The organism is Allobosea sp. P5_A5, from assembly GCF_056400625.1.
In genome coordinates this window covers 17,991-41,955 of record NZ_JBFUKY010000006.1, presented here as the reverse complement: position 1 = coordinate 41,955, position 23,965 = coordinate 17,991, and the positions used below count along the sequence as shown (strand labels likewise).

The 23,965-nt window shown below is 63.0% G+C and carries 25 protein-coding genes and 1 tRNA gene; 7 read left to right on the top strand and 19 right to left on the bottom strand.

Annotated features, from left to right (window positions below; all coding sequences use genetic code 11):
- Window positions 1–62 precede the first annotated feature (62 nt).
- Complete coding sequence (locus AC1DR6_RS13440) at window positions 63–1,442, top strand: TRAP transporter large permease (RefSeq protein ID WP_476829964.1); 1,380 nt, start codon at window positions 63–65, stop codon at window positions 1,440–1,442.
- 200 nt (window positions 1,443–1,642) lie between these two features.
- Window positions 1,643–1,716, top strand: a tRNA-Arg gene (locus AC1DR6_RS13435).
- Between the two features lie 389 nt (window positions 1,717–2,105).
- Here AC1DR6_RS13435 and AC1DR6_RS13430 read toward each other — a convergent pair.
- The 11 genes from AC1DR6_RS13430 to AC1DR6_RS13380 all read right to left on the bottom strand — a co-directional run bounded on the left by AC1DR6_RS13430 (window position 2,106) and on the right by AC1DR6_RS13380 (window position 12,659).
- Window positions 2,106–2,318 (bottom strand): hypothetical protein, encoded by a 213-nt coding sequence (locus AC1DR6_RS13430; protein ID WP_476829745.1) that lies wholly within the window; start codon window positions 2,316–2,318, stop codon window positions 2,106–2,108.
- A 380-nt stretch (window positions 2,319–2,698) separates the two neighbouring features.
- Window positions 2,699–3,286: a 3'-5' exonuclease family protein gene (locus AC1DR6_RS13425; RefSeq protein WP_476829744.1), complete on the bottom strand. Its 588-nt coding sequence runs from the start codon at window positions 3,284–3,286 to the stop codon at window positions 2,699–2,701.
- Complete coding sequence (locus AC1DR6_RS13420; RefSeq protein WP_476829743.1) at window positions 3,262–3,429, bottom strand: hypothetical protein; 168 nt, start codon at window positions 3,427–3,429, stop codon at window positions 3,262–3,264. The genes AC1DR6_RS13425 and AC1DR6_RS13420 overlap by 25 nt, the downstream gene beginning before the upstream one ends.
- A 129-nt stretch (window positions 3,430–3,558) precedes the next feature.
- Window positions 3,559–3,687 carry a hypothetical protein gene (locus tag AC1DR6_RS13415; RefSeq protein ID WP_476829742.1) on the bottom strand — a complete coding sequence of 43 codons (129 nt, stop codon included), beginning with the start codon at window positions 3,685–3,687 and terminating at the stop codon, window positions 3,559–3,561.
- Between the two features lie 87 nt (window positions 3,688–3,774).
- Window positions 3,775–3,897: a hypothetical protein gene (locus tag AC1DR6_RS13410; protein ID WP_476829741.1), complete on the bottom strand. Its 123-nt coding sequence runs from the start codon at window positions 3,895–3,897 to the stop codon at window positions 3,775–3,777.
- Between the two features lie 294 nt (window positions 3,898–4,191).
- On the bottom strand, window positions 4,192–7,320 hold the full coding sequence (locus tag AC1DR6_RS13405) for an efflux RND transporter permease subunit (protein WP_476829740.1): 3,129 nt from the start codon (window positions 7,318–7,320) through the stop codon (window positions 4,192–4,194).
- The gene (locus tag AC1DR6_RS13400) at window positions 7,317–8,429 is read right to left on the bottom strand and encodes an efflux RND transporter periplasmic adaptor subunit (RefSeq protein ID WP_476829739.1); all 1,113 of its coding nucleotides are present in this window, start codon (window positions 8,427–8,429) and stop codon (window positions 7,317–7,319) included. Before AC1DR6_RS13400 ends, AC1DR6_RS13405 begins: the two co-directional genes overlap by 4 nt.
- A gap of 357 nt (window positions 8,430–8,786) precedes the next feature.
- Window positions 8,787–9,263 (bottom strand): MarR family winged helix-turn-helix transcriptional regulator, encoded by a 477-nt coding sequence (locus AC1DR6_RS13395; protein WP_476829738.1) that lies wholly within the window; start codon window positions 9,261–9,263, stop codon window positions 8,787–8,789.
- Between the two features lie 111 nt (window positions 9,264–9,374).
- A complete protein-coding gene (fabF, locus tag AC1DR6_RS13390; protein WP_476829737.1) occupies window positions 9,375–10,643 on the bottom strand; it encodes a beta-ketoacyl-ACP synthase II in 1,269 nt (422 codons plus the stop codon).
- 87 nt (window positions 10,644–10,730) lie between these two features.
- On the bottom strand, window positions 10,731–12,146 hold the full coding sequence (locus AC1DR6_RS13385) for an MATE family efflux transporter (RefSeq protein ID WP_476829736.1): 1,416 nt from the start codon (window positions 12,144–12,146) through the stop codon (window positions 10,731–10,733).
- Between the two features lie 12 nt (window positions 12,147–12,158).
- Complete coding sequence (locus tag AC1DR6_RS13380; protein ID WP_476829735.1) at window positions 12,159–12,659, bottom strand: winged helix-turn-helix transcriptional regulator; 501 nt, start codon at window positions 12,657–12,659, stop codon at window positions 12,159–12,161.
- Between the two features lie 312 nt (window positions 12,660–12,971).
- On the opposite strand from AC1DR6_RS13380, the gene AC1DR6_RS13375 reads away from it, so the two are divergent.
- Window positions 12,972–13,709 carry an SDR family NAD(P)-dependent oxidoreductase gene (locus AC1DR6_RS13375; RefSeq protein ID WP_476829734.1) on the top strand — a complete coding sequence of 246 codons (738 nt, stop codon included), beginning with the start codon at window positions 12,972–12,974 and terminating at the stop codon, window positions 13,707–13,709.
- A gap of 122 nt (window positions 13,710–13,831) precedes the next feature.
- A complete protein-coding gene (locus tag AC1DR6_RS13370; RefSeq protein WP_476829733.1) occupies window positions 13,832–13,969 on the top strand; it encodes a hypothetical protein in 138 nt (45 codons plus the stop codon).
- 161 nt (window positions 13,970–14,130) lie between these two features.
- Here AC1DR6_RS13370 and AC1DR6_RS13365 read toward each other — a convergent pair whose 3' ends face one another.
- Window positions 14,131–14,895: a TetR/AcrR family transcriptional regulator gene (locus AC1DR6_RS13365; RefSeq protein ID WP_476829732.1), complete on the bottom strand. Its 765-nt coding sequence runs from the start codon at window positions 14,893–14,895 to the stop codon at window positions 14,131–14,133.
- Between the two features lie 401 nt (window positions 14,896–15,296).
- Here AC1DR6_RS13365 and AC1DR6_RS13360 point away from each other — a divergent pair, with 401 nt between their 5' ends.
- A complete protein-coding gene (locus AC1DR6_RS13360) occupies window positions 15,297–15,446 on the top strand; it encodes a hypothetical protein (RefSeq protein ID WP_476829731.1) in 150 nt (49 codons plus the stop codon).
- Entirely contained in the window at window positions 15,443–15,778 is a 336-nt protein-coding gene (locus AC1DR6_RS13355; protein ID WP_476829730.1) for a hypothetical protein, read from the top strand. Before AC1DR6_RS13360 ends, AC1DR6_RS13355 begins: the two co-directional genes overlap by 4 nt.
- 234 nt (window positions 15,779–16,012) lie before the next feature.
- On the opposite strand, the gene AC1DR6_RS13350 is transcribed toward AC1DR6_RS13355, so the two are convergent.
- The 6 genes from AC1DR6_RS13350 to AC1DR6_RS13325 all read right to left on the bottom strand — a co-directional run bounded on the left by AC1DR6_RS13350 (window position 16,013) and on the right by AC1DR6_RS13325 (window position 21,182).
- Window positions 16,013–16,861 (bottom strand): fumarylacetoacetate hydrolase family protein, encoded by an 849-nt coding sequence (locus AC1DR6_RS13350; protein WP_476829729.1) that lies wholly within the window; start codon window positions 16,859–16,861, stop codon window positions 16,013–16,015.
- Window positions 16,862–17,062: 201 nt separating this feature from the next.
- Window positions 17,063–17,860: an enoyl-CoA hydratase/isomerase family protein gene (locus AC1DR6_RS13345; protein ID WP_476829728.1), complete on the bottom strand. Its 798-nt coding sequence runs from the start codon at window positions 17,858–17,860 to the stop codon at window positions 17,063–17,065.
- Between the two features lie 3 nt (window positions 17,861–17,863).
- Window positions 17,864–18,688: an ABC transporter ATP-binding protein gene (locus AC1DR6_RS13340; RefSeq protein WP_476829727.1), complete on the bottom strand. Its 825-nt coding sequence runs from the start codon at window positions 18,686–18,688 to the stop codon at window positions 17,864–17,866.
- A gap of 13 nt (window positions 18,689–18,701) precedes the next feature.
- Window positions 18,702–19,163 carry a MaoC/PaaZ C-terminal domain-containing protein gene (locus AC1DR6_RS13335; protein ID WP_476829726.1) on the bottom strand — a complete coding sequence of 154 codons (462 nt, stop codon included), beginning with the start codon at window positions 19,161–19,163 and terminating at the stop codon, window positions 18,702–18,704.
- 99 nt (window positions 19,164–19,262) lie between these two features.
- Window positions 19,263–20,261, bottom strand: a complete 999-nt coding sequence (locus AC1DR6_RS13330; protein ID WP_476829725.1) for an ABC transporter substrate-binding protein — start codon at window positions 20,259–20,261, stop codon at window positions 19,263–19,265.
- 69 nt (window positions 20,262–20,330) lie between these two features.
- Window positions 20,331–21,182: an ABC transporter permease gene (locus AC1DR6_RS13325; RefSeq protein WP_476829724.1), complete on the bottom strand. Its 852-nt coding sequence runs from the start codon at window positions 21,180–21,182 to the stop codon at window positions 20,331–20,333.
- Window positions 21,183–21,374: 192 nt separating this feature from the next.
- Between AC1DR6_RS13325 and AC1DR6_RS13320 the strand changes: the two genes are divergently transcribed.
- The gene (locus AC1DR6_RS13320; protein ID WP_476829723.1) at window positions 21,375–22,313 is read left to right on the top strand and encodes a ketopantoate reductase family protein; all 939 of its coding nucleotides are present in this window, start codon (window positions 21,375–21,377) and stop codon (window positions 22,311–22,313) included.
- 2 nt (window positions 22,314–22,315) lie between these two features.
- On the opposite strand, the gene AC1DR6_RS13315 is transcribed toward AC1DR6_RS13320, so the two are convergent.
- Window positions 22,316–23,941: an acyl CoA:acetate/3-ketoacid CoA transferase gene (locus tag AC1DR6_RS13315; RefSeq protein WP_476829722.1), complete on the bottom strand. Its 1,626-nt coding sequence runs from the start codon at window positions 23,939–23,941 to the stop codon at window positions 22,316–22,318.
- Between the last annotated feature and the right edge of the window lie 24 nt (window positions 23,942–23,965).

The following is a 23,965-nucleotide window of genomic DNA, read 5'->3' as shown; positions in this document are numbered from 1 at the left end:
AGGTCGGGCAGCGCTCGCTGCTGGTGCTGGCGGTCGTCGTCTTCGCGGTCGTGGCCTTGCTCATGTGGAACCGGCCCGTGCGGCCATTGGTCAGCGGCCTCTCGCAAGCGCAGATCGGTATCGCCTATTTCGTCGCAACGCTCGTGGTGATGTTCTCGGGCATGCCGATCGCGTTTGCGCTCGGCGTCGTCGCGCTCGTCTTCATGCTGCTGTTGATGCCGTCGGCCTCGGTCGACACGATAGCCCAGAATTTCTACGAGGAGATTGCCAACGTCATCATCCTCGCGATCCCGCTCTTCATCTTAAAGGGCGCTGCGATCGGCCGCTCGAATGCCGGCAAGGACCTCTACTCGGCCCTGCATGCCTGGCTTCACCGGGTTCCCGGCGGTCTTGGCGTCGCCAACACGATTGCCTGCGGGCTTTTCGCGGCCATGGCTGGCTCCTCTCCCGCGACCTGCTCGGCGATCGGTTCTGCCGGCATCCCGGAGATGCGACAGCGCGGCTATTCCGGCGGCTTTGCAGCCGGAATCATCGCGGCAGGCGGCACACTCGGCATTCTCCTGCCTCCGTCGGTGACGATGCTCCTCTATGCGGTTGCGGCCGAGGTTTCGCTCGGCAAGCTGTTCCTTGCCGGCATCGGGCCGGGCCTCTTGCTCATCAGCTTGTTCGCTCTCTATTCGGTGCTGCGCTATCGCAAGGAATTTGCGGCGGCCCAGGTCATCGAGGCCAAAACCGGCATCCGGTCGGCATTGCTGGCGGAGGAACATTACACCCTCAGACAGAAGCTCGGGATGATCGCCTGGGTCGCGCCCTTCGTCTCGATCCTGGCCGGCGTCATGGTCGTGCTCTATGCCGGCTGGGCAACACCCTCGGAGACGGCTGGCGTCGGAGCCGTGCTCGCTCTCATCGTCATCGGCGCGATGTATGGCATCTGGCGCCCTTCGAAGCTGATGCCGATCGTCACCGGGACGCTGCGCGAGTCGACCATGCTGCTGATGATCATCGGCATGTCGCTGCTCTATGCCTATGTCATGAGCTATCTCCATATCAGCCAAGCGATGGCGGCCTGGGTGATCGGGCTGTCACTGTCCAAATGGGTTCTGCTCGCAGCGATCCTGCTTTTCGTGATTGTGCTCGGTTTCTTCCTGCCGCCGGTCTCGATCATTCTGATGACGGCGCCGATCGTGCTGCCGCCGCTCAAAGCCGCCGGGTTCGACCTGATCTGGTTTGGAGTGGTGATGACGATCGTGATGGAAATGGGTTTGATTCACCCCCCCGTCGGACTCAACATCTTCGTGATCAAGAATATCGCGCCGGATATCCCACTATCTGACATCATCTGGGGCACGATGCCTTTTGTCGTGCTGATGTTTATCGCGGTTGTCATCTGCTGCCTGTTTCCGGGCCTCGTAACCTGGCTGCCCTCCGCAATCATCAAATAGGCCCTAACGGCATGGTGTCTTCGAGGCGGCAAACTCTTTTCAAGCCGAAGAGCATACCGACCCGTCTCGGAACCCCGGCCGCAGCCGCGGCGCGCCCGACACGATTCAAACATGTGACCTTTGCGGCCTCGGGCGCTGCTCCCCAGCAAAATCCCGCATTGCCGAAGCGCGGCGGATCGGCTATCCACCTCCCACGGTTAGCGCCCGTAGCTCAGCTGGATAGAGCGTTGCCCTCCGAAGGCAAAGGTCACACGTTCGAATCGTGTCGGGCGCGCCGTCAATCGTCCTCCAAGTGTCTGGCGTGCAAGCGGTTTTCACCGTTCAATCATGCTTGGAGTGTACCAAGTGGTAGACCATAAATCGATATATACGTTCATCAAACGAGGCGTTTTCTACTTCTCGCGTCGGGGCCCGAGTTAGCTTCAAGGCTCGACTCGATACGACAGGAATCGTGACTTGCCTCCACACGCGGTCGTCCGCTCAAGCACGCAATCAGCGAATGCACTCGCAGCGTCGGTGTGATGCTCCGATCCTGGTCATTGTTCGTCATGATGGTTTTATTCCCGTGGTCACAGCCCCGTCGGCTGTGCACCCCTTCCCGTCCTCCTGGAATCGAAGAAGGCGCCGTTGCCGGCGCCTTCTTGTCATCGTCATCTGGTCGGCTCAGGCCGCGAGCTGGAAGAACCAGTTCTGCTCGCTCAGCCAGCGCTCGATCGCATCGAGATGCTCATGCCGAGTGGCATCACCCGCAGGAAGCGTCTGGCGCAGCAGCGCGATCTCGGCCCGCGCCTTCGGCAGCGTCAGCCATGGCACGTCGGCTTGCGTCGTCAGCCGGTTGGCGAAGGCTTTCAGCCGCTCGTCACCGAACCCGGCCAAGATCGCAGCCCGGTCCGACCGGGGCTACACATACCAACGGGCGCAGGCCCGGTCGTCGTCATGCGAGAGGAAGCCGCCCCCGTACAGCGTCGCCTCGGGATAGGAGTTCGCGCTTAGTGCAGCGGTTAGCCAATGCCGTGGCGAGGTTCACCCTGAAGCCGACGTGCTCCCGGATACGGGCGACGCGCTCGGTGTAGAGCGAAATCCCTTTGGTCTGGCCGCAGGGCGTGGCAGCCCTGCTCATAGGCGACCAAGATCAGCTGGGCATTGGTCTTAACCGTCCGGATCGGCCGGACGCCGCGCTGCGAGAACAGCGCGACGATCTCCTCTACTGCCAGGTCAAGATAGCTCGCCGGATCGACCGTCAGATCGACAGCCGCCTATGAGGTCGCGACCGTCGAGTTCGCTGTTACGCCGGCAACCGGGGGCAGGCGGGAGGCACCGCCCAGCAGCACGACCTCGCCGCTGGCCAGCATCCGGTTCGGCACGCCCTTGTCGGCTAGGGCGAGCATGGTCGCGACGGTGGTTGGCGCGACGTCGCGCAGGTGCTGGAACAGGGCCAGCGTCGCCTTGGTGTCGGCAAGCGCGTCATAGGCCTCGTCCTCCGACAGGCCGATGCCGTTAGGGCGGCAGATCTCGCCAAGCTTGAAGCTCGGCTTGCCCGTCGCGCTCAGCGGAATGCGGATGGCGTCCGGCTCTAGCATCGCCACCGCCCTGACCATCGTCAGCAGGTCGGCGCGGTTGTTGCTGCCGAGCTGCGTCGCATAGGGCAGAAGCAGATGGGTGAAGAAGGCATGCCGCAGCACCTCCTCATCGAACCGGATTGTGTTGTAGCCGATCACCGTCGCCGGGGCCCATGACGCCAGCGCTTTTGCGATGATGCTCAGCATCTCCGTCGACGACAGCGGCGCCTGCTCGAGCTGTTCGGGCCGGATGCCGGTGGTCAGCAAGGCGCCGGGCGCCGGCACGATATGCGCCGGTAGGCGGCAGCGCAGCGAGAGCTCGCCAGCGGCGTGAGGTTCTCATCGGTATGGATCAGCGCCGCTTGCAGCGGCACGTTCCATTGCGGTTCGAGACCGCTGGTCTCGAGGTCGTAGACCACGAATGACATGGGAGCAGGTCCTCAGTGCCGGCTCGGCGAGCCAGACGACATCGGCACCTTGCTCAGATTGATGCCGAGCTCGCGCGCATCCTGATGCATCGTAGCCTCCACCGTCCACGCGGTGCGGGTGCGGCGGATTTAGTCCTCGTCGAAGGCCATGGCCTCGTAGACCATGATCTTACGCTCGAAGTGCCCGGTCTCGCGCGCCGGCGCTTCCGCCAGCAGGAAGGCGAAGAGACGCGCATTGGCTCGCGCACCCTCCGCCATCTGCAGGGCGGTCAGATCGCGATGCGCCGGAAACGACGCTCCGGAGCCTGTCGAGCAGCAGCGTATGAGCCAGGGCCGCCGCCAGAGCTAGTAGAATCGCTCAGGCTGATCGGTCGTCATCCGGTAGCTGCGCTGGTAGCGCGACAGATGCGCCTCGCTTGGGCGTGCCTCATCCCAGGCGGTGTCGCCGCCCGCATGCTGACTCTTCATCCCAATACCCGTTCCGTCTGGCATCTCCCGGAACGGCTCTTCGGCTCAGGTTCGCGGGGTTCCCAGGAATGGGTTCCGGTCACTGCTCCTTTCACGAAAGTATCGTCGATCGAGCGGCGCCAATGCGCAATTGTGGCCCCTAGCCAACGTCAGGAGCGTCCGCTTTCCGGCATTTCCGCTCAGCGTCCGGCCGCACAGGGCCGAGGCTGTAAACACTGCACCGTGAGGCTCATGGCGGGCCGGCAAGGGCCGGGCTATGTTCTCCCCGATGCGAAGCCTCGCCTAGCGCGCGACTTACTCGGCCGCTATTGAGGCAGGCCCGCTCGTCGATCGCACCACCGCTTCTTCGACGATGCCATGCGCGTCTTCCCTCTTGGTCGGCTTGACGCGGAACCAGACGGCGTAAAGCGCGGGCAGGAAGAGCAGGATCAGCACAGTACCTATCGCCGTTCCTCCAATCAGGGTGTAGGCCATCGAGCCCCAGAACACCGAGTGTGTCAGCGGGATAAAGGCGAATACCGCGGCTAGTGCCGTCAGGATGACCGGCCTAGCCCGCTGCACCGTCGCTTCGACGACCGCTTGATAATCGTCCAGCCCGGCTTCCTTGTTCTCCTGGATTTGGCCGATAAGGATCAGCGTGTTTCGCATCAGGATGCCCGCCAATCCGATCACGCCAAGAATGGCGTTGAAGCCGAAAGGCTGGTTGAAAGCGAGCAGGATCGGCACCGTGCCGATGAGGCCGAGCGGTGCGGTCAGGATCACCATGCTCATCGCGGAGAACGACCTGACCTGCAGGATGATCACGATCAGTGTCAAAGCCAACATGGCAGGGAACACCTTCGCAAGCGCGTCATTGGCCTTGGCTGCCTCTTCAATCGAACCACCCATCTCGATGCGATAGCCCTCCGGCAGCGTCGCGATGACCGGCTTAAGAACCGTCATCATCGCCATCGAGATTTCGGGAGGCTGATGGGCCTCGTCGATGTCAGAGCGCACGGTGATCGTCGGATTGCGGTCACGGCGCTTGAGGATCGGATCTTCCATACGGACGCCTACATAACCGATCTGCTCAAGCGGAATCATGCGGCCCGTCTGCGAGATGAGTGTGAAATCGGCCAAGCGCGCCGGATCGAGCCGTTCGATGCCGGCGCTGCGCGCGACGACGTTGACGGCGCGGATGTCCTCGCGGATCTGGGTGACGGTGACGCCCGTGAGCAGGAACTGAAGCTGTTGGGCGGCATCCACCGGCGATAATCCGATGAGCTTCAACCGGTCCTGGTCGAAGACGAAGCGGGCAGTTGGCACGCGCTGTCCCCAGTCCTGGTTGACTTCGCGGGCATCGGGATTGGCGCGCATGACCTTGGCCGCCTCATCTGCGACCGCTCTCAGAACAGTTGCATCGGGACCGGTCACGCGGAACTCGACCGGGAACGGTGTGTAGGGTCCGAAAACGAGCTGTGACGCGCGAACCCTGGCCTCAGGCGCCAGCCCCTCGGCAATCTGGGCGCGCAGCCTTAGCTTCAGCGCCTCACGTGTCTCGGCATCTGCGGTCAGAATCACCATCTTGGCGAAGGCGGGATCGGGAAGCTCGGGATTATATGCGAGAAAGAATCGGGGGGCGCCCTGGCCGATATAGCTGGTGACGATCTTAGCCTCGGGCTGCTCGCGCACCCAGGCCTCAACCTTCTTCACGGCGCTCGTGGTCGCCTCGATGCTGGATCCTTCCGGCATGCGGACCTCGACCAGCACCTCCGGCCGGTCCGATGTCGGGAAGAACTGTTGCTTGACGCCTCCCATGCCGACGATCGACGCTGCGAGAAGGCCCACGACAGTGATGCAGGTGGCGAATTTGTGGCGCACCGCCCAGACGATCAGGCGACGAAGACGACGATAGTTCGGTGTGTCGTAGATGGCGTGATGGCCGCCCTCGATCGGCTTGAACTCCGGCAGGAGCTTGACGCCGAGATAGGGGGTGAACACGACGGCCACGAACCAGGACGCGATCAGAGCAAAGCCAACGATCCAGAAGATGTTTCCCGCATATTCGCCGGCCGTAGAACGAGCGAATCCCACAGGCATCAGGCCGATAACGGTGACCAGGGTTCCGGAGAGCATCGGAGCGGCTGTGTGGCTCCAGGCATAGGCAGCCGCCCGGACGCGATCCATGCCCTCCTCCATCTTCACGACCATGACCTCGATCGCGATGATCGCATCATCGACGAGAAGACCGAGAGCCAGGATGAGTGCGCCGAGCGTGATGCGGTCAAATGCGCGCCCCGTCTCCAGCATGATCAGGAAGACGACAGCCAGCGTGAGCGGTACGGCTGCCGCCACGACGATACCCACGCGCCAGCCAAGGCTCACAAGACTCACGAGCAGGACGACGCCCAGCGCCATGAAGAACTTCAACATGAACTCGCCGACGGCGTCAGCGATGTTCACCGCCTGGTCTGTGATCTTGGTCAGCGACATGCCGACCGGAAGTGTCCCGGCGATCCTCGCCGTTTCGGCCTCAAGGGCCCGGCCGAGGTCGAGGCCGTTCCAGCCATCTTGCATCACGACGCCCAGCGCCAGCGCCGGCTCACCCTGATGACGGATGAGGAAGGTCGCGGGGTCTTCGTAGCCGCGCCTCACATCGGCGATATCGCCAAGACGGAGATTGCGCCCGTTGGCGACGATCGGCGTATCGACGAGCTTCTGGAGATCATCATAAGCGCCATCAAGCCGGACATAGACCTGTGGCCCCTTGGTATCGATCGAGCCTGCGGGCGTGACCGCGTTCTGGCGCTGCAGGGCCGTGAAGATGTCCTGAGCCGTGACGCCGAGCGTGACGAGACGGGGATATGAAAATTCGACGAAGATCCGCTCGGGCCTCTCACCCAGGATGTTGACCTTCTTGACGCCAGGCACATGCAGGATCTGCTGGCGGATCGCCTCGGCCTGGCGGACGAGCAAGCGCGGCGGCATCCCGGTCGCCTTCACGGCATATAGTGCGAAGGTCACATCCGAATACTCGTCGTTGACGAATGGGCCCAAAGCACCCGCCGGGAGGCTCGGCGCTTCGTCGCCGAGTTTCTTGCGGGCTTGGTAGAACTGTTCCGGGACCTCGCCGGGCGGTGTGCTGTCCTTCAACGTCACGGTCGTGAAGGCGAGGCCCGGGCGCGTGATCGTTTCCACGCGGTCATACCAGCGAAGTTCCTGCATCCGCTTTTCAAGACGCTCGGCAACGAGATCCTGCATCTCCTGGGCGGTCGCGCCCGGCCAGGCGGTCGTGACGGTCAGCACCTTGACCGTGAAGGCAGGATCCTCGGCACGGCCCAGACTGAAGAAGGAGAATGCGCCGGCCAAGGCCGCCGCAATGAGAAAGAACAGGGTGATGGCGCGCTCGCGAACCGCGAGTGCCGACAGGTTGAAGCCGCTCATCGTACCGCGCTCCGCTGGCTGGCGAGGCGGACTTTTGCTCCGTCATACAAAAGATGGGCGCCAAGGGCGGCGATGCGCTCGTCTGGCATGACGCCGGTGACGGTCGCAGTCTCGTCGGCGAGGTCCTTCACCAGGACCGGCCGGAACAAGACCGTCGAGGTCGCGGCGTCGTAAACCCAGACGCCGTTCTTCTGGCCGTCGTCGTAAAGCGCGCTCAGGGGAATCTGGACGACACCCGAATCGACGGTCTTCAGGATCCAGACCGTCACGGTTGCCCCAAGCGGCGCCAGAGCGGCTGCGCCCTCGAGAACGTAGCGGGCCTCATAGGTGCGGCTCATAGGATCGGCAGAGTCGGATAGCTGGCGCAGATGGGCGGGCCATCTCTGCGCGCCGCCGTTGTACAGCACCGCCTGGGCGGGAGATCCGATCGCAGGGCGTACAGTCTCCGGCAGGTTTATCACGGCCTCGCGCGAGCCGGAGTGAGCGAGCCGAATGACCGTCTGGCCAGCAGCGACCACCTGTCCGGGTTCGGCCAGACTCTCAACGACCGTTCCATCAGCATCCGCCGTCAGTTCAGAATAACCGGTCTCGTTGCGCGCGACTTCCGCCTGCGCCTGGGCGGCGGCGAGCTGCGCATTGGCGCTGTCGGAGGCGGACTTCGCCTGGTCATAGCGTTGCGTCGACGCCCAGCCATTATCGGTGAGCTTGCGATAGCGGACCTCGTCGGCCGCCGCCTGGACGGCGACCGCTCTTGCCGCCTCAACCGCATTCTCCTTCGCCTTCAAGCCAAGCTGGAGATCCTTCGGATCAATACGCATGAGCGGCTGGCCCGCCTTGACCACTTGTCCGACATCGACGAGCCGCTCGACCACCTTGCTTGGCACGCGGAACGCGAGGTTGCTCTGCACGCGCGCTGCTATGAGGCCGGTGAAGGATCTCTGAGAGGCTTCGCCATTTTTGACGAGCGCGAGTTCGACGAGTTGCGCCTGCGTGCGCGGATCCTCTGCGACAGCCTTCTCATGGCCTGAACCTAGCATCGCGATTGAGCCAACTGCGCCAGCCACCGTCACTGCGGCGATGGAGAATGCAATCTTGCGGGACGTTTTCATCGGCTGTCTCTGACGGTGGGCTTATGGTTGAGAATCGAACCGCGGAGGACCGGCGGGGGTGGCAGCGGAATCCGGAGGCGCTGCCTTCAACTGCATGACCTCCTGCTCGAGACGGCGGATGCGCATCTCCAGAACGTCGATCTCGGCCATCTCGATGGCCTCAAAGAATTTCACGAGACGCCGCCAGAACCCGTTCGGGGTCTCATGGGAGGGTCGGATCGAAACAGGAGGGTTCATGACCTAAACTCGGATGCGGAATTATTAGGTGGATACCCACTTATATTTCTAGGTGTTGGAAGCTGTGCTTCTCAAAAAGGCGGCAGAGACTTTTAGTCTGTCGTCGCGATTGAAAACCATTCAAGTCATCGCGCCTTTGGCGGCCTTGGCGGAGGCTTGTTGCTGACGCGAGCCATCGCCCCGGCCAACCCGCGCGGCCGTGTCCAGAGCCGATCGCAACGACGCGAGTTCCGCATCGCTGAACTTCGACGTGACGGCAGCATTGGCGCGTCGCCAATGGTCGAAAGCGGCCGAGAGCAGTTCGCGACCGGCCCCCGTCAAGACGATGCGGCGCGCGCGCGCATCGTGCGGATCGCGTTGAATTTCGAGCAGTCCTCGACGCTCCAGCGGACGAAGGTTCTTGGTTGTCGTGGTCCGGTCCATGCCAAGATGCTCGGCCAGCCCATTGACCGTAAGCGGATCGGGCCGAGCAATCGAAGCAAGCAACGTGAACTGCCAGTTATTGATCTGCAGCGGCCGAAAGGCCACGTCGAAATGATGGCCAATCGCACGGCTGGCCCGCTGCATGCGGAAACATACACAGTCCGCCTCGATCAAGCGTACAGCTTCGGATTCATCGGGAGCGGGAAAGGATCGTGACATGCCCACCATTTAAGTGCATATCCACTTATTGTCAATACCGAGGTTTGCGCCAGGCCGCGTCAATCATCACGCAATGCGAGCGTGTCCGAAGATCAGTGACGCATTCACGCCGCCGAAGCCAAATCCATTCGAAAGGACATGGTCGACGTGCTGGCGTCGCGCTTCGGGCCCGATCAGATCGAGGCCTTCGGCCGCGGGATCGGGCGTTTCGAGGTTGAGCGTCGGCGGCAGGATGCCATCGCGAAGCGCGAGGATCGAGATGATCGCCTCAAGCCCACCGGCTGCGCCGAGGAGATGGCCCGTCGCGGATTTCGTCGATGAGATCGCGGGGCCCGCTGTTCCAAACAACGCGCGAAGTGCCGCGAGCTCTCCGGCGTCACCGACCGGCGTGGACGTCGCATGGGCATTGACATAGCCAATCGCCGCCGGCTCCAGTCCTGCCATAGACAGCGCGGCACGCATCGCACGATGTGCACCATTCCCGTCGGGAGGCCCGGCGGTGAGATGATAGGCATCCGCGCTGGTTCCATACCCGATCAACTCGGCAAGTGGCTTGGCGCCGCGTCGCTGCGCATGCTCGCGCGTCTCAAGCACGACGATGCCGGCGCCCTCCCCCATGACGAATCCGTCACGCGCGGAGTCGAACGGCCGGGACGCCTTGGTCGGCGTGTCGTTGAACCCCGTGGACAGTCCCCGCGCGGCTGCGAACCCTCCAAGGGCAACCCTTTCGATGCACGCCTCTGCACCACCGCAGACGACGACGTCGGCCTCGCCGCTGCGGATGAGCCGCATGCCATCCCCGATTGCCTGCACGCTTGCCGCGCACGCCGTTACGGGCGCCCCGAGCGGCCCTTTGAAACCGAAGCGGATCGACACATGACCGGCAGCAAGATTCACCAGGAACGACGGGATGGTGAATGGCGAAAGCCGTTTGGCCCCGCGTGTCTCCACCGTCTTGACGGCTTCAGCGATGCTGTGGAACCCGCCGATGCCGGACGCGATGATCGTGGCTGTTCGCTCTTGGTCGGTCTCATTGTCGGGCTGCCACTGGGCCTGAAGAAGCGCCTGGCGTGACGCCTCGAGGGCAAACTGGATGAAGCGATCCATCTTCTTGCGGTCTTTCATCGGAACGGCCGCGTCGAGATCAAGCCCGTGGGGGTCCTCGAGGTGCGACGGGACGACGCCGCCGACCTTGGCATCGACATCGGGAACGATGCTGTCGTCCAGCCTGCGGATGCCCGATTGGCCCGCGATCAGGCGCTGCCACATCGGCTCGACTGCTGCTCCCAAGGGAGAAACGACACCCATGCCGGTTACGACGATCGGCGTGTTCATGCTGTATCCTTTGGCCCGAGGATACGATGGTCCGGCGGGCGTGCGTGTTGAGGGTGGGAAGAAGGCCGGCAATGCGGCCCTGGCGAACTAGCCGGCCGACCTGGCATTGCGGCCATGACCGGGGAACCAGACGCCGGCTCTGATGGCCACCGCGAGAAAGACGCCATAGACCACGAGACCAAGCGCGAGAGCCGCGAACATCCAGGGCAGCGACCCCGTCAGCGCCAGGACGATCCAGCCCCCGAGGGCACCTATCACCAGGCGAAGGAAGCCGCTGGCCAGCGGCCAGATCAGATGGCCGGCACCCTGGGATGCAAAATAGAGAGCCAGACCGCCGCCGAAGAAGCCATATGTCGGCCCTACGATCCGCAGATAGGTCGCCCCGATCTCGATCGTGCTCGAATCGTCGCTGAATAGCCTGATCCAGGCCTCGGGATAAAATGCCGCCAGCAGGCCGATCGTCTCCGTCATTACGAAGGCGATGGCAGCTCCGGTAAAGGCGATCCTGACTGCGCGTTCGCGATGGCCGGCGCCGATATTGGTCCCGACGAGGGCGACCATCGGAGCGCCGACACCGAAGATCAGCGGGATTAGCAGGTATTCGAGGCGGGCGCCTGTGCCGAAACCAGCGACGGCGCTCACACCGGCCCGGCTGGCCACGAGGGCCGTTGCAACGGCGATGGTGACGTTCGTCTGGATGGAGCCGATCGCCCCGATGCTGCCGATCCGCAGGATTTCGCGGAACATCGGCCAGCGGAGTCGCGTCAGATGGAACCGGGCGAGATTGCGACCCGACAGGATGTACCATGCCAGCACGGCCGCGCCTGCGACGTTGAAGACGACGAGAGCTGCGCCGCCACCGGCGATCCCGAGGCCGGGAATGGGACCGAAGCCGAAGATCAGCAGTGGGGACAACGGGATGAGCAGAACGACGCCGACGCAGACGACCAAGGCCGGTACCAGCATGTTCCCAGTGCCGCGGATCACGCTCGCCAGGCCATTAAGCAGCCACAGGGCAGCGTTTCCAGCGAAGACGACGTTCGAGTACGTCAACGCTGCCTCAAGTTCGGCGCCCTCGCCTCCGAGTGCTCGATATATGGAACGTCCAAAGATCAGCATCCCCGCCGAGAACAGGACGCCGAGTACCAGATTGACGATGACGGCATGCAGGACCAGGGCATCGGCATCCTCGCGGCGTCCCCCGCCGAGGGCCCTGGCGATCCCGGAGGAGATCGCCCCTCCAAAGGCCCCGGCCGACATCATCTGCATGAGCATCACAGGCGGAAAGACGAGCGCCATTCCGGCCAGTGCGTCGGTCCCGAGGTGCGACACCCACCAGGTCTCGATGAGCCCGGTGGACGCTTGCGCCAGCATGATCAGGATGTTGGGCCATGCCATGCCCAGGAGCGTCAGTAGGATCGGCGCTTCAAGCAGCCGACGCGTGTGATGGCTGACGGGAGGCGAAGCAGGCGCCAGGTTTTCGGTTTGAGATGCGACCGACATGTCATGTCTCCGTCAGAGCTGGGAAGCGGTTGGCTTGGTGCGCTGATAGCGCCGCCGGATCTGCTCGCTGGCCGCCGGGCCGGCGATCTGTCCAAATGCTGGATCGCTCAGAGGGCGGCCACTCACGCTATCGATGAGGACGGGCTCCGCGACCGCGCCAGTCGCGGTGTCGACGATCAGAACACTCGGACCTTCCGGGGCGAAATGACGGTTGCCCCACGCCAACAGTGACTGGATCACGGGCAGGAAATCGCGTCCTCGGTCGGTCAGGATGTATTCATCGCGAGGCGGGTGCGACGAATAGCGCTGACGCTCAAGCAGCCCCGAGGCTTCGAGCGACCGCAGGCGTCTTGTCAGGATGTTAGGCGCGATATCGAGGCTCTTCTGAAATTCGTCGAACCGACGAAGTCCCCCAAGCGCGTCACGCAAAATGAGGATGCTCCACCATTCGCCGACATGCTCGACACAGCGGGCGACAGGGCAGCCCGTGTCTCGCAGACGCTTTCGTTCCATGAGGAGCCACCTGCTTCAATAAATGACAAATGACATTTATCTAAGTGACTTTCATAAAGCAAGTTACTCATCAGGCATTTGTGGTTTCACTTGTCCCTCACTCACAATCAGCATCGCGGCCCAAGATATCGTGCCCTTGTGGCTCCTCCCTGCGGGATCGCGTCGCGAGCGACGGAAGCTCCGCGATTTTCATGATGGCCATCTTGATAATAATGATGATGACCATACTTTAACGCATGGCTGGCCAGTATCCCCCCCGGGATGGCCGCTTAAATGGTCCTCGCCAGGGGCCGCAGCAGGAGAGGATCTCACATGAAGATCGAAGGTTCCGTCGCGCTCGTTACGGGTGCGAACGGTGGTATCGGCCGCGCGTTCGTCGAGGAACTTCTGAAAAGGGGTGCGTCCAAGATTTACCTCGGCCTCCGCGACCCGGCGTCCGTAGTTGGCTTCCCCAAAGATGTCCGATTGGTACCTGTGCGCCTCGATGTGACTGACCCGGAGCAGATCGAGGCGGCTTCAAAAATGGCCTCGGATGTCAATCTTCTGATCAACAATGCGGGCGTTGCGACCTTCGGTGGAGCGATCGCCGCTGACAGTCTCGACGGCGCTCGCCACGAGATGGAAGTGAATTACTTCGGGCTGCTTGCGCTTGCGCGGGCGCTCAAGCACACCCCTGTGTTTTCAAGCAACGGCGCCGTCCTCAACATTCTGTCGTTCCTGGCACTCGCGACGCTTCCCGTGGCAGGCACCTATTCCGCATCAAAAGCTGCGGCGCTGTCGGCGACACGGACGCTTCGTGCCGAGCTTAAGCCGAGGGGCGTCGTCGTGGTCGGCGCCATGCCCATCCAGGTCGACACAGCTATGGGTAGCGCAATGCCTGATCCGAAAGTGACACCGGTGGAGGTGGCATCGGACTCGCTCGATGCCGTAGAAGCCGGCCAGGACGAGGTCTTTCCCGGCGAACTCAGCCGGGGTGCGGCGCGCAGCTTTGCCGCCGACCCTGCTGCCGTGCAGTCGCAGCTCGCCATGATGGTTCACGCCATCGACTGATCCGTCAAAGTCGTCCGGGCCGCCGCCTCTGAACATCCCAGGGCTTGGCGGTCCATTTCAGATCGTTTGGCTCTCCGACCGACGGACTCAGCCGGATCGTCCAACTCACGGAAAAGAGACGCTTGCTGTTCGAAACGGCCGTGCCTCTGTGGCGCGAAGCGCAGCGCCGTTTCGAGGAGTTGGCCGCGGCGGACAAGCTTGCGGCGTTTCGCCAACGGCCCTTGCCATCTGAAGGCGACATTTCGGTGTTTGAGACTTAAATCACTCTCGAACGCTCGTCTTGGTGCCATCCACATACTTACGAATAACATGACTGCGGAACGCCTCGACCGAGGCGGGATTGCCTGCTCCTTCATGAGCGGCCTGTGTTTGCGCGCGCCTTTATAGCTCACGCAATAAGACCGTACCGCATCAACTTATATCAGAGCCGAGCGGTGCCGCGTGGCTTGGACCTCGCCGACGTCAGATCAGACACGACGGCCTCCAGGATCTCATCGGATATGCCGTCGTCCTTGGTCGCCCGGGCCAAGACGACGGCTCCGATCATCTCGGCGAGCGCGGAGAGAGCCTTTTTCCGCCTGGCCGCCGCAGACCGTCCCGGCATGGCCTTCGTCAGGATGTCGATGTGTGTTCGAATGCCTGCGCTGAACGCCGAGCGCACGCCGGCACCGTGTCGTGCGGCGTCCGGTGCCAATGCAGCAAAGGCGCATCCGGCGCCAGTCGCATCGCGATGCCGGCCGGATACATAAGTCCGGACGATCTCGTCGAAGGCATCGCCGCCGGCCCGGTCGATGGTCTTCGTCCAGCGGTCCTCCGCGTTGGAAAGGAGCCGTTCGCTCGCCTGACTTATGAGGTCGTCCTTCGAGCTGAAATTGCCGTAGAAGCCTCCATGGGTGAGGCCCGCCTCCTTCATCAGGTCGGCGATGCCGATGCCATCGAAACCGCGCTCGCGGAACAGCCGTCCGGCAACGTCGATGATGCGGTCCCTGTTCTCTTCGGCCTGGGCCCTGCTTACTTTCATCTCGCCTCCTCTCGACTCCAGCTTGACATTATATATGTCGAACGTAATTGAATATAAGGCTTTCATGGTTTCGAACCTGCCAAACAGCGGCATGATCGAAGCTGGATGATCGGCACAAGCAGAGATCACAACGTTCAGGTGTTGGTTCTGACCGTCGCCGGCCACGGGAAGGCAAGGCTCGCAAACATCATGTGGCGCCTGATCGGGCCGGACCGACAATCGGCCCGATGGCTGGCGGACGAGCAAGACCTCCCCGTCGCCTCCCACTATCTTCAAGGAGCTGCCGTGTCACAGCCCAATCCTGTCGTCATCGTCGCTGACGTCCGCACACCCCTCGGACGCTTCCTCGGTGACCTCGCTCCAGGATGATCGGCGCGCTGAAGCTCGGTGCGGCGTTGGGCTATTCCAAGCTCGACACCGACAACACCCGCGCCATCCCCGCGCTTGGCCGCAGCGGCGTCATCGCTTCCTAAGCGGCACAGGCCCGGAGCGGGCGGGTCGAGGCGAGCCTGCCTGTCGCGACATGGCACGGCGTCACGCTCTCGCCGCTAGCTGCCTTCCAGGCAGTGCGGGCCCGCAGCCTGATCGTGGTCGAGCGCGACGGAACCGGCGCGACGGCCGGCATGCTGACGCTGGCGAAGCGTTACGACCTTACCAGCAGGAGCGAACTCGGTCTGCAGTTCGACTCCAATCTTATGGTGGGCGCGCTCCGGTGATCGGTTTCGTGCTCGCCGCCTGGGTGCATTACTACCAGCGCGATGCCGAGTTTTCCGCCTCGCTTAACGGACTGCCTGGTGCGAGCTTCCCTATCAGCGGCGCAAGACCTGATCGGAATGCAACACTGTTGGCGGCCGGGCTCGATGTGAAGCTCAGCCAAAGTGTGAGCCTCGGCGCCCGCATCGATGGCGAGTCGTCCGAGAACACGCGGCGCCTCGGCGGAACCGCTCAATTGCAGATAAGCTTTTTGATCGCGAGGCGGTTCTGCATCCAGTGTCAGGTTTCAGGCAGGTGCGCGATGACTGCTCATGGCGCATTGCTCGCTGGGTGATAGGCAGTGCAGTTTCTGCCCACATCCGAGTTAAAGGCTACTTTCTAGCGGATCAGCGTATCTGGCAACGGCGACACCTAAGATGCCAACGTCTGCTTACAGTGTATTCGTCTGACCATTCTCGAACGTGCGTGGCACTTAATTGGGATAAATTGAGGGTCTAGCCTATTTCAGAGCCAATATCCTTCGCGAGCGGCCGAAAGCGTCGCTCGCGAAGCTGCGTTGCTTTTGCCGTCAAAAACGAGCTTTCAGAATCTGTTCCTGCTCCCCAAGGCCGGTTATGCCCAGTCTCATTACGTCACTATCATTCATGAAGCGATTTGGCTTCATGCCGAGGCCGACGCCGGGGGGCGTTCCGGTGGTCACGATGTCACCGGGCATCAAACACATAAAGCGGCTGAGATAAGCTACAAGCGTCCGGATGCTGAAGATCATCCGTGTCGTTGTGCCGGTCTGTACACGTGCTCCGTTCAGATCGAGCCAGAGATCGAGCTTCTGGGGATCGCCGACCTCATCGCTGGTGACCAGCCACGGACCACACGGCGCGAAGGTCGGATAGCTCTTGCCCTTGGTCCACTGTCCTTCCCACTCGATCTGATACTCGCGTTCCGAGATATCGTTCAAGATGGTGTATCCGGCCACGTAGTCGAGGGCTTCGTCCTCGGAGACATGCCAGCATGTCTTGCCGATCACAAAGGCAAGTTCGACCTCCCAGTCCAGCTTTCTCGATCCCGGCGGCAGGATGACCTGATCGTTTGCGCCGCACAATGCTCCGGTGTGCTTGTTGAACACGATGGGCTGCTTTGGGATCGGCGCGTTCGTTTCTTCCGCATGGTCCGTATAGTTCAGGCCAATACAAACAAGATTGGGCACATTGGCGACCGGGACGCCGAAACGGACCGGCTGGCGCACAATCGGCAGCGTGTCGAGATCGACGCCCTTGAGCCGGGCAAGGCCTTCCGGGCTGACTGTAGTGGCGTCGATATCGGGCGTGATGCTCGAAAGGTCCCTCAACTGGCCCTTCGCGTCGATCGCACCAGGTTTCTCTTGCCCAAGCGGGCCAAACCGAACAAGTTTCTTCAAGCCTGTTCCTTTTTACAGAAATGCGGTCGCCGCAACGGGCCGATGCGCGCGATCCCGGACCTGACAGCGGCGAAGGTCGGCCGGGAATGACGTGATCGCGGCGCTGGGCTGGCCAGGTACAGCCAGTTCATCAACGAGGTGCCCCACGATGGAGTGTTCGGCTGGGTCAGGGTCCATGAGCGTTGCTGGTTCCAGAGCGCGTCATCGGCCGGCGAAGTTGGGTTGACGCTTACCGAAAAAGGCGGCCGCCCCCTCCTGCAGATCGTCGGATTCGAAGATGCGCTGCTGCGCTACGGTCGAGCGGAGAAGCCCGGCGTCGAGGGGAACATCATCGGCGAGTTCGACCAGTTCCTTCGCCAGGCGATTCGAGAGCGGACCACGCCGCACGATCGCCTCGGCAAGCCTTCGGGCGGCGTCCAGCGCAGAACCCTCCTCGACGACCTCGTTGACCACGCCCCAGGCAAGTGCCTGCTCGCTCGATATGGTGGCCCCTGTGAAAAGCATCTGCTTGGCGCGCGCCGACCCAACGAGCCTCGTCAGCCGGATCGCGCCACTACCTGCAAGGCCGCCAAGATGGCATTCCGGCAAGCCGATGCCGACCCCGCTGCGAAGAATGCGAAGATCGCAGCATAGGGCGATCTCCAGTCCGCCGCCGAGCGCCGGCCCGTCGATGGCGGCGATGGTCGGCGCCGCCAGGCGGGCCAGATTTCGCAGCACCATATCTTCGAACAGTATCTTCTGCTCGCTCGCATCGTGCCGGATGGGTCCGAACTCTTTGATGTCGCTGCCGGCGCAGAAGGCGCGTGATTCGCCCCCATGCAGGATGACGCACCGCAGATTCTGACGTTGCGCGAGATCGGCAAGAATGCGGTTGAGCTGGCGCAACAGCTCGCGCGTGACGAGATTGAGTGGCCCGTTCGAAAGTGTGATTTCCGCAAGGCCACCGCGTTCGAGCAAGCTCGCCTTTCCCGACGGGGTGGCCGTTGTGACTGTCGTCATCGATCAGGCCGCGTCGGTCTGGGGCAGAGTGATGCCGTGCAGCACACCCATGCGCTCGAACTGGTGGTGGATGCGGTTGACATAGGCCGCGAACTCGGCGGCGTCGCCCAGTACGATCGGGCGTGGGCGCGGCAGGTCGACCTGGATGTCGTCGATGACCTCGCCTGGGCTTGGGCTCATCACCAGGATGCGGTCGGAGAGGCCCACGGCCTCCTCGACACTGTGGGTAATGAAAATCACCGTCGGGCGCTTGCGTAGCCAGAGCTTTTCCAGGTCGGTGCGGACCTGCAGCCTCGTCAGCGCGTCGAGCGCTCCGAAGGGCTCGTCCATCAGGATGACAGGCGGCTCATGCACCAGCGTGCGGATCAGCGAGACGCGCTGGCGCATGCCGCCGGAGAGCTGGCGTGGATATTTGTCCATCGCCTGCTCGAGGCGCAGTTGCGCGAACAGATCTTTCGCACGCCGTGCCAGGACCTCGCGGTCCAGCCCACGAATATCGGCATGGAGCATGACGTTCTCAAACGCCGTCCGGAAATCGAGCAGGAGATGATCTTGGAAGGCGATGCCGACATCGGTGATGGGCTTGGTGACGACCTTGCCGTCGACGGTTATCTCGCCGGTCGTGCGCTTGAGCAGGCCCGCGACCATCAGCATCAGCGTGCTCTTGCCGCAGCCCGAGGCGCCGACCACCGAGATGAACTGCCCGGCGGGGATGGTGACGTCGACGTTCTTCAGGGCGCGGAACGGCTTTTCGCTGTCCTCGCCGAAGACCTTCGAGACGTTGCGGATGACGATGGGCACGCCGGATTTCGGCTCGGTATCAGTCATGGGTGGCTGCTCGTCAGTTGACCGCACCAGCGACGGTAGTCGAGGCGGCGACGGCTTCGAGGGGTACCTTGGAAACGAGCAGGGCCTTGCGGCCTTGCTGGACTGTCGACCCGTCCTGCTTGACGACCTTGATCTCGAAGGTCGCGATCGCCTGGGTCGGTCGCGAGCGGCTATCGCGCAATTCAGCCAGCTCATAGTCGACGAAGATGGTGTCGCCGACGAAGATCGGGCCGAGGAACTTCCACCCGTCGATCCCGAGGAAGGCGATCGCGGTCTCGCGCAACTCGCCGGTGCGCGCCCACATCAGGCCGTGCGCATAAGCCAGACCGAGCATGCCATGAGCGACCTTGCGGCCGAACTGGCTGCTTTGCGCGTAGACCTCGCTGGTGTGCAGCTCGGAATAGTCGCCGGTCAGCCCGGCGAAACCCACCAGATCGGCGTCGGTGATCGTCCGGCCGGGGCTGCGAAAGCGCATGCCGACGTACAGATCCTCGTAGCGATATCCAAGTCTCGGCTTTTCTCTCATGACGTTGACCAATGCCTCGCTTCCGATCCGGTGATGTCGCTCGCTGCCTCACTTGCAGGCGCGCATCTCACCATCTGCAGGCAGATAGTCGTTGGTGTAGTAGCTCTTCGGGTCCTGCCCCTCGGGCAGCAGCTTCACTTCCGAGAGCAGCGCCTGGGTGCGGGTCCAGTGCGCGTCCTCGGCCTTGCCGATGAACTTGGCGCCGCCGCTGCAGAAGAGCGGAGTAATGGCGGCGAGCTCGGCGGTGGCCAGCTTCGCGTTGAGATCCGGAAACAGCGTCTTGGTGTGCTCGATTGCCTTTGCCGGATTGTCGAAGGCGAAGGACCAGCCCTTCAGGCTCGCGGCGATGAACTTCTTCAGCACCTCGGGATTCTGCTTGATGAAGTCGTTCGAGGCGAAGATCGAGGTCGCCACCGTCGGCACGCCGTTATCGGCGAAGGTGAAGTTGTTGAGTTGCGCGCCCTGCTGCTCAAGCTGGATCTGATAGGCATCGGTCGAGCCAAGAATGGCATCGACCTGGCCTTGAAGAAGGGAGGGGACCATCGACGCCACCGGCATATTGATGAGCGTCATGTCGGCCTCTTTCAGGCCATTGGCCTTGAGCAGAAGCGGCAGCATCGGGCCCTGTGAGCCACCGGCCGGGACGCCGATCTTCTTGCCCTTGAGGTCGGCAATCGACTTGATGTTCGCCTTCTGAAGCGAATTCACTGCGTTGGGGTTCGACTGGTAGAGCGTTGAAACGACCTTCATCGGGGCGCCCTTGGCGACGAGCTGGGCGATTGCAACCGCGTCGGCATAGGCGAGCTGCGAGCGACCGCTGGCGACGAGTTGGGCCGTGTTGCCCGAGCCATTGCCCTGCACGATGGTGACGTCGAGGCCCGCGGCCTTGTAATAGCCCTCGCCGACGGCGGCGGCAAAACCGGCATTGGGACCACCGGCCGTCCAGTTGAGCTGGAATGTCACCGGGGTCTGGGAAAAGGCCGTAGATAGGCCAAGCCCCGCGATGAGGGTCGCGGCGGCAAGCGAACGATTGATCCAGTGCTTCATGGCAAGTCCTCCCGTTATGTCTTTTGGATTTGTTTTTTGAGATGCGACGATCGCGTGCGGCGGTAAGGATCAGCGCCCCCCGGCGCGCTGCCACGGGGTCAGCAGCCACTCGCTGAACTCGACCGTGTAATTAATCAGGATGCCGATGAAGGTGAGCACGACCAGCACTGCGAAAGTGAGCTCGATATCAAGAGTACTGGTGCCCTTCAGCAGGACATAGCCGAGCCCTTGATTGGCGCCGACGAATTCGGCGACGATGGCGGCCGTGGCGGCGATCGTTGCCGAAGTCTTGATGCCGGAGAAGATCACGGGCAGCGCCGACGGAAAGCGCAGCTGCCAGAACGTCTGCCAAGTCGTCGCTCCCATCGACTGGGTGAGATAGAGCAGCCGCTGGTCCAGGATCTGGAAGCCGCTGATGCTGGCGAGCAGCAGCGGGAAGAAGGTCATCAGGACCGTCAGCAGCACCTTCGACTCGATGCCGAAGCCGAGCCAGACCAGAAAAAGCGGCGCGACCGCGATCTTCGGCACGAGCTGCAGCAGCATGATCGGCGGATAGAGCGTCTGTTTGGCAACCGGCGAAAGTGCGATAAGCAACCCGAGCGGGATGGCGCCGATTACCGTCAAGCCGAAGCCTAAGACGATCTCGATCAGCGTGATCTTGGCATTCAGCCAGAGCATGCCGGCATCAATGATCAACCGTTGGAAGACAGCACCCGGACCCGGAAGCAGATAGGCCGGGATTTTAAAGATCTGGATCGAGGCCGACCACAGCGCGACGGTGGCGAGAAAGGTCAGCGGCGGGATGATGTTCCAGCTGATCGTCCTGAGACGGCGCAGGCCGGGCGAGCGGCGCGGCATGTCTTCGACGGCTGCGTGCGGACCGAAGTCGGACGTCTCGCGAGACGTCATCTGCGAAGCCATTCCGAGGCTCTCCATTCCCTAACCGTCCGGCGCGTGTCCCAAGGCCGCGCTTCTCATAGGCTCGCGGCAGGCTTTGCCGCTCAGCATTGGCTTCGACGCTAGTCCAGCCACCAAGTGATGACAAGTTAAATGTATCCGCTTACATTCCCGCTTGTAGAGCGGGCTACGCTCCGCCGGTCGGGAGGGGACGCGATGAAGGATCCACATGTCGTCGTCGCCGGCGCAGGGGCAATGGGTTGCCTGTTTGGCGGATTGCTGGCCGAGCGTGGGTTGAGGGTAACGCTGCTGACGCGGCGTGAGGAACATGTCGCTGCGATCCGTGAACGCGGCCTGTTGATGGTCGGTGAAGGCGGCGAGCGCCGGATTGCGATCGCGGCGGAAACCTCGGCTTTGCGCATCGCGCCGGCCGGCATCCTTCTCGTCCAATGCAAGGCATATGCGACACGGACCGTCAGCGCCGACGTTGCGCCGCTCATGCATGCGGGCTCACTCGCGGTGAGCTTCCAGAACGGGCTCGGCAACGAAGAGATCATGGCGCAGGCATTTGGGACGAAGTTCGTGCTCGGCGGGCTGACATCGCTCGGGGCTACGCTCGAAGGCCCTGGCGTCGTGCGCAATTATGCCGTGCTGCCGACCGTGCTAGGCGAGCTCGACGGCGGACCATCGCAGCGGGCGACGGAGCTCGCGACGCTATTGAGCGATCACGGCATTCCAACGCGGGCGAGCGAAGAGATCGTCGCGGAGAAATGGCGCAAGCTTCTGCTGAACGTCGCGATGTCGGCGGCAAGCGGACTGACCGGGCTGACGATTGGTGGTGTCGCTGGATTGCCCGAACTGGCCAGCGTCGCGCGCCGCGCCATGGACGAGACAGCCGGGGTTGCCGAAGCCTGCGGCGTGATGCTGTCGCAAGAGACGCGCTATGCAATCTTCGACGGCATCGTGGCCAGCGGCGCGGCTCGTAACAAAACCAGCATGCGCCGTGATATCGAGGCGGGTAGGCCAAGCGAGGTCGAGGCGATCTATCTCAGCGTCATCGAACGAGGCCGCGCCCGGGGCGTACCGACCCCGACGCTGGATGCTTTCGCGGCCCTGATCCTGGGGCTGGAGGTTGCGCAGAGCAAGGTGGCCTGAGCTCAAACGGGCTCGACGACGCGCCCCGCCGGCTTGACGGCGAGCTGACGGCGCGGCTGGCGCGCCTGCGATCCGCGCGCATTAATGTCGCGCTTCAGGCCCATCGGCTCGGGCGCGAACAAGCGGGCATCCATCAATTTTAGATCGGCGGCGACGGCTGGGCGGAAGGCCATATGCGCGATGATATCGCGCTCCAGATCGATGCCGGGCGCGATCTCGAACAGCTCCAGCCCGTTGGCGCCAACACGGAACACGGCGCGCTCGGTCACGAAGACAGCCTCGCGGCCCTGCTCGCGGGCGAAGGCCCCATTGTAGCAGATCTGCTCGACATCCTGGATAAACTTGCGGCTGCGCCCCTCCTGCAAGATCCGAAGCTTTCCGTCCGTGGTGGCGATCTGCAGGCCGCCCGCGGTGAATGTGCCACTGAACACGACCTTGCGGGCGTTCTGGCTGATGTTCACAAAGCCGCCGATGCCGACGATGGTATCGCCGAAGCGGCTGACGTTGACATGACCCGCGGCATCAACCTCGGCGAAGGACAGAAAGGCGATATCAAGCCCGCCGCCATCGTAGAAATCGAACTGGTAGGGCTGGTCGACCATGGCATCGTAATTCTGGGCCGCGCCGGAATCAGGCCCCGTCAGCGGCGCACCGCCGATAAAGCCCTGCTCGTTGGTCAGCACGATCTCCTCGAGAAAGGCCTCCTCGGCGGCGACGGCGGAGACGCCCGTCGAGATGCCGGCTCCGAGATTGCAGACCGCGCCGGGCCGGATTTCCATCGCCGCCCGGCGGGCAACGATCTTGCGCTCGGTGAAGGGCAGCTTGCGCATGCCTTCCAGAGGGATGCGCATCTCGCCGGAATAGCTCGGGTTGTAGTCGCTCCAATACGTCTGACGCTGATTTTCATCGACCACGACGTAGTCGACGAGAATGCCGGGTATCTTAACGCTGCGCTGCGGCAGGGTTCCGCGTCGGGCGAGACGTTTGACCTGCACCACCACGGCTGCGCCGAGGCGCCTGCCGGCCTGGGCTGAGGACAGCATCTCGCCGGGGATGGCCTCCTGCTCCATGCTGATATTGCCGTCCTCGTCGGCGCTGGTGCCGCGCAGCAGCACGATGTCGAGCGGATAAGGCTTGAAGCGCAGCCATTCCTCGCCGGCGATCTCGATCAGTTCGACGATGTCCTCGTGCGAGCGCGGGCTCTGGCGAGCGCCGCGCTGGCGCGGATCGACGAAAGTGTGCAGCCCCGTCTTGGTGATCAGTCCGGGCCGGCCGGCTGCGATCTCTCGGGTCAGTTGGGCGATGACGCCTTGCGGCAGGGTGTAGGATTCGATCAGGTCCTTCTGAGCAAGCTCGATCAGCGGAGGCGAGTCGACCAGGGCGCCGGTAATGCTGCGCTTGAGCATGCCGGGGTGGCGAAAGCGGGCGGCACCTTTCAGCTTGCGGTCGCCAATGCCGACGGCATGGATCAGGCAAAGGTCGCGCGGCGCCGCGGTTTCTAGGAAGCGTGCCTCGACCGCCTCCAGGATCGCCTCTGGAACGCAGTGTCCGCCGCCCGAGCCGCTGACCAGAATGCTGTCGCCGGGCTGGATGAGCGAGGCCGCCTCGCTAGCGCTGATCACCTGCATCGTCCGCTCCCGGCTGCTGTTCCC

Excerpts from the sequence above, each read along its gene's own strand:
- AC1DR6_RS13440 (WP_476829964.1), top strand. The coding sequence starts at position 63 with ATGTGGAACCGGCCCGTGCGGCCATTGGTCAGCGGCCTCTCGCAAGCG.
- AC1DR6_RS13420 (WP_476829743.1), bottom strand. The coding sequence starts at position 3,429 with ATGTCATTCGTGGTCTACGACCTCGAGACCAGCGGTCTCGAACCGCAA.
- AC1DR6_RS13415 (WP_476829742.1), bottom strand. The coding sequence starts at position 3,687 with ATGGCGGAGGGTGCGCGAGCCAATGCGCGTCTCTTCGCCTTCCTGCTG.
- AC1DR6_RS13410 (WP_476829741.1), bottom strand. The coding sequence starts at position 3,897 with ATGAAGAGTCAGCATGCGGGCGGCGACACCGCCTGGGATGAGGCACGC.
- AC1DR6_RS13405 (WP_476829740.1), bottom strand. The coding sequence starts at position 7,320 with ATGAGCGGCTTCAACCTGTCGGCACTCGCGGTTCGCGAGCGCGCCATC.
- AC1DR6_RS13400 (WP_476829739.1), bottom strand. The coding sequence starts at position 8,429 with ATGAAAACGTCCCGCAAGATTGCATTCTCCATCGCCGCAGTGACGGTG.
- fabF (WP_476829737.1), bottom strand. The coding sequence starts at position 10,643 with ATGAACACGCCGATCGTCGTAACCGGCATGGGTGTCGTTTCTCCCTTG.
- AC1DR6_RS13385 (WP_476829736.1), bottom strand. The coding sequence starts at position 12,146 with ATGTCGGTCGCATCTCAAACCGAAAACCTGGCGCCTGCTTCGCCTCCC.
- AC1DR6_RS13380 (WP_476829735.1), bottom strand. The coding sequence starts at position 12,659 with ATGGAACGAAAGCGTCTGCGAGACACGGGCTGCCCTGTCGCCCGCTGT.
- AC1DR6_RS13375 (WP_476829734.1), top strand. The coding sequence starts at position 12,972 with ATGAAGATCGAAGGTTCCGTCGCGCTCGTTACGGGTGCGAACGGTGGT.
- AC1DR6_RS13345 (WP_476829728.1), bottom strand. The coding sequence starts at position 17,860 with ATGACGACAGTCACAACGGCCACCCCGTCGGGAAAGGCGAGCTTGCTC.
- AC1DR6_RS13340 (WP_476829727.1), bottom strand. The coding sequence starts at position 18,688 with ATGACTGATACCGAGCCGAAATCCGGCGTGCCCATCGTCATCCGCAAC.
- AC1DR6_RS13335 (WP_476829726.1), bottom strand. The coding sequence starts at position 19,163 with ATGCGCTTTCGCAGCCCCGGCCGGACGATCACCGACGCCGATCTGGTG.
- AC1DR6_RS13330 (WP_476829725.1), bottom strand. The coding sequence starts at position 20,261 with ATGAAGCACTGGATCAATCGTTCGCTTGCCGCCGCGACCCTCATCGCG.
- AC1DR6_RS13325 (WP_476829724.1), bottom strand. The coding sequence starts at position 21,182 with ATGGCTTCGCAGATGACGTCTCGCGAGACGTCCGACTTCGGTCCGCAC.
- AC1DR6_RS13320 (WP_476829723.1), top strand. The coding sequence starts at position 21,375 with ATGAAGGATCCACATGTCGTCGTCGCCGGCGCAGGGGCAATGGGTTGC.
- AC1DR6_RS13315 (WP_476829722.1), bottom strand. The coding sequence starts at position 23,941 with ATGCAGGTGATCAGCGCTAGCGAGGCGGCCTCGCTCATCCAGCCCGGC.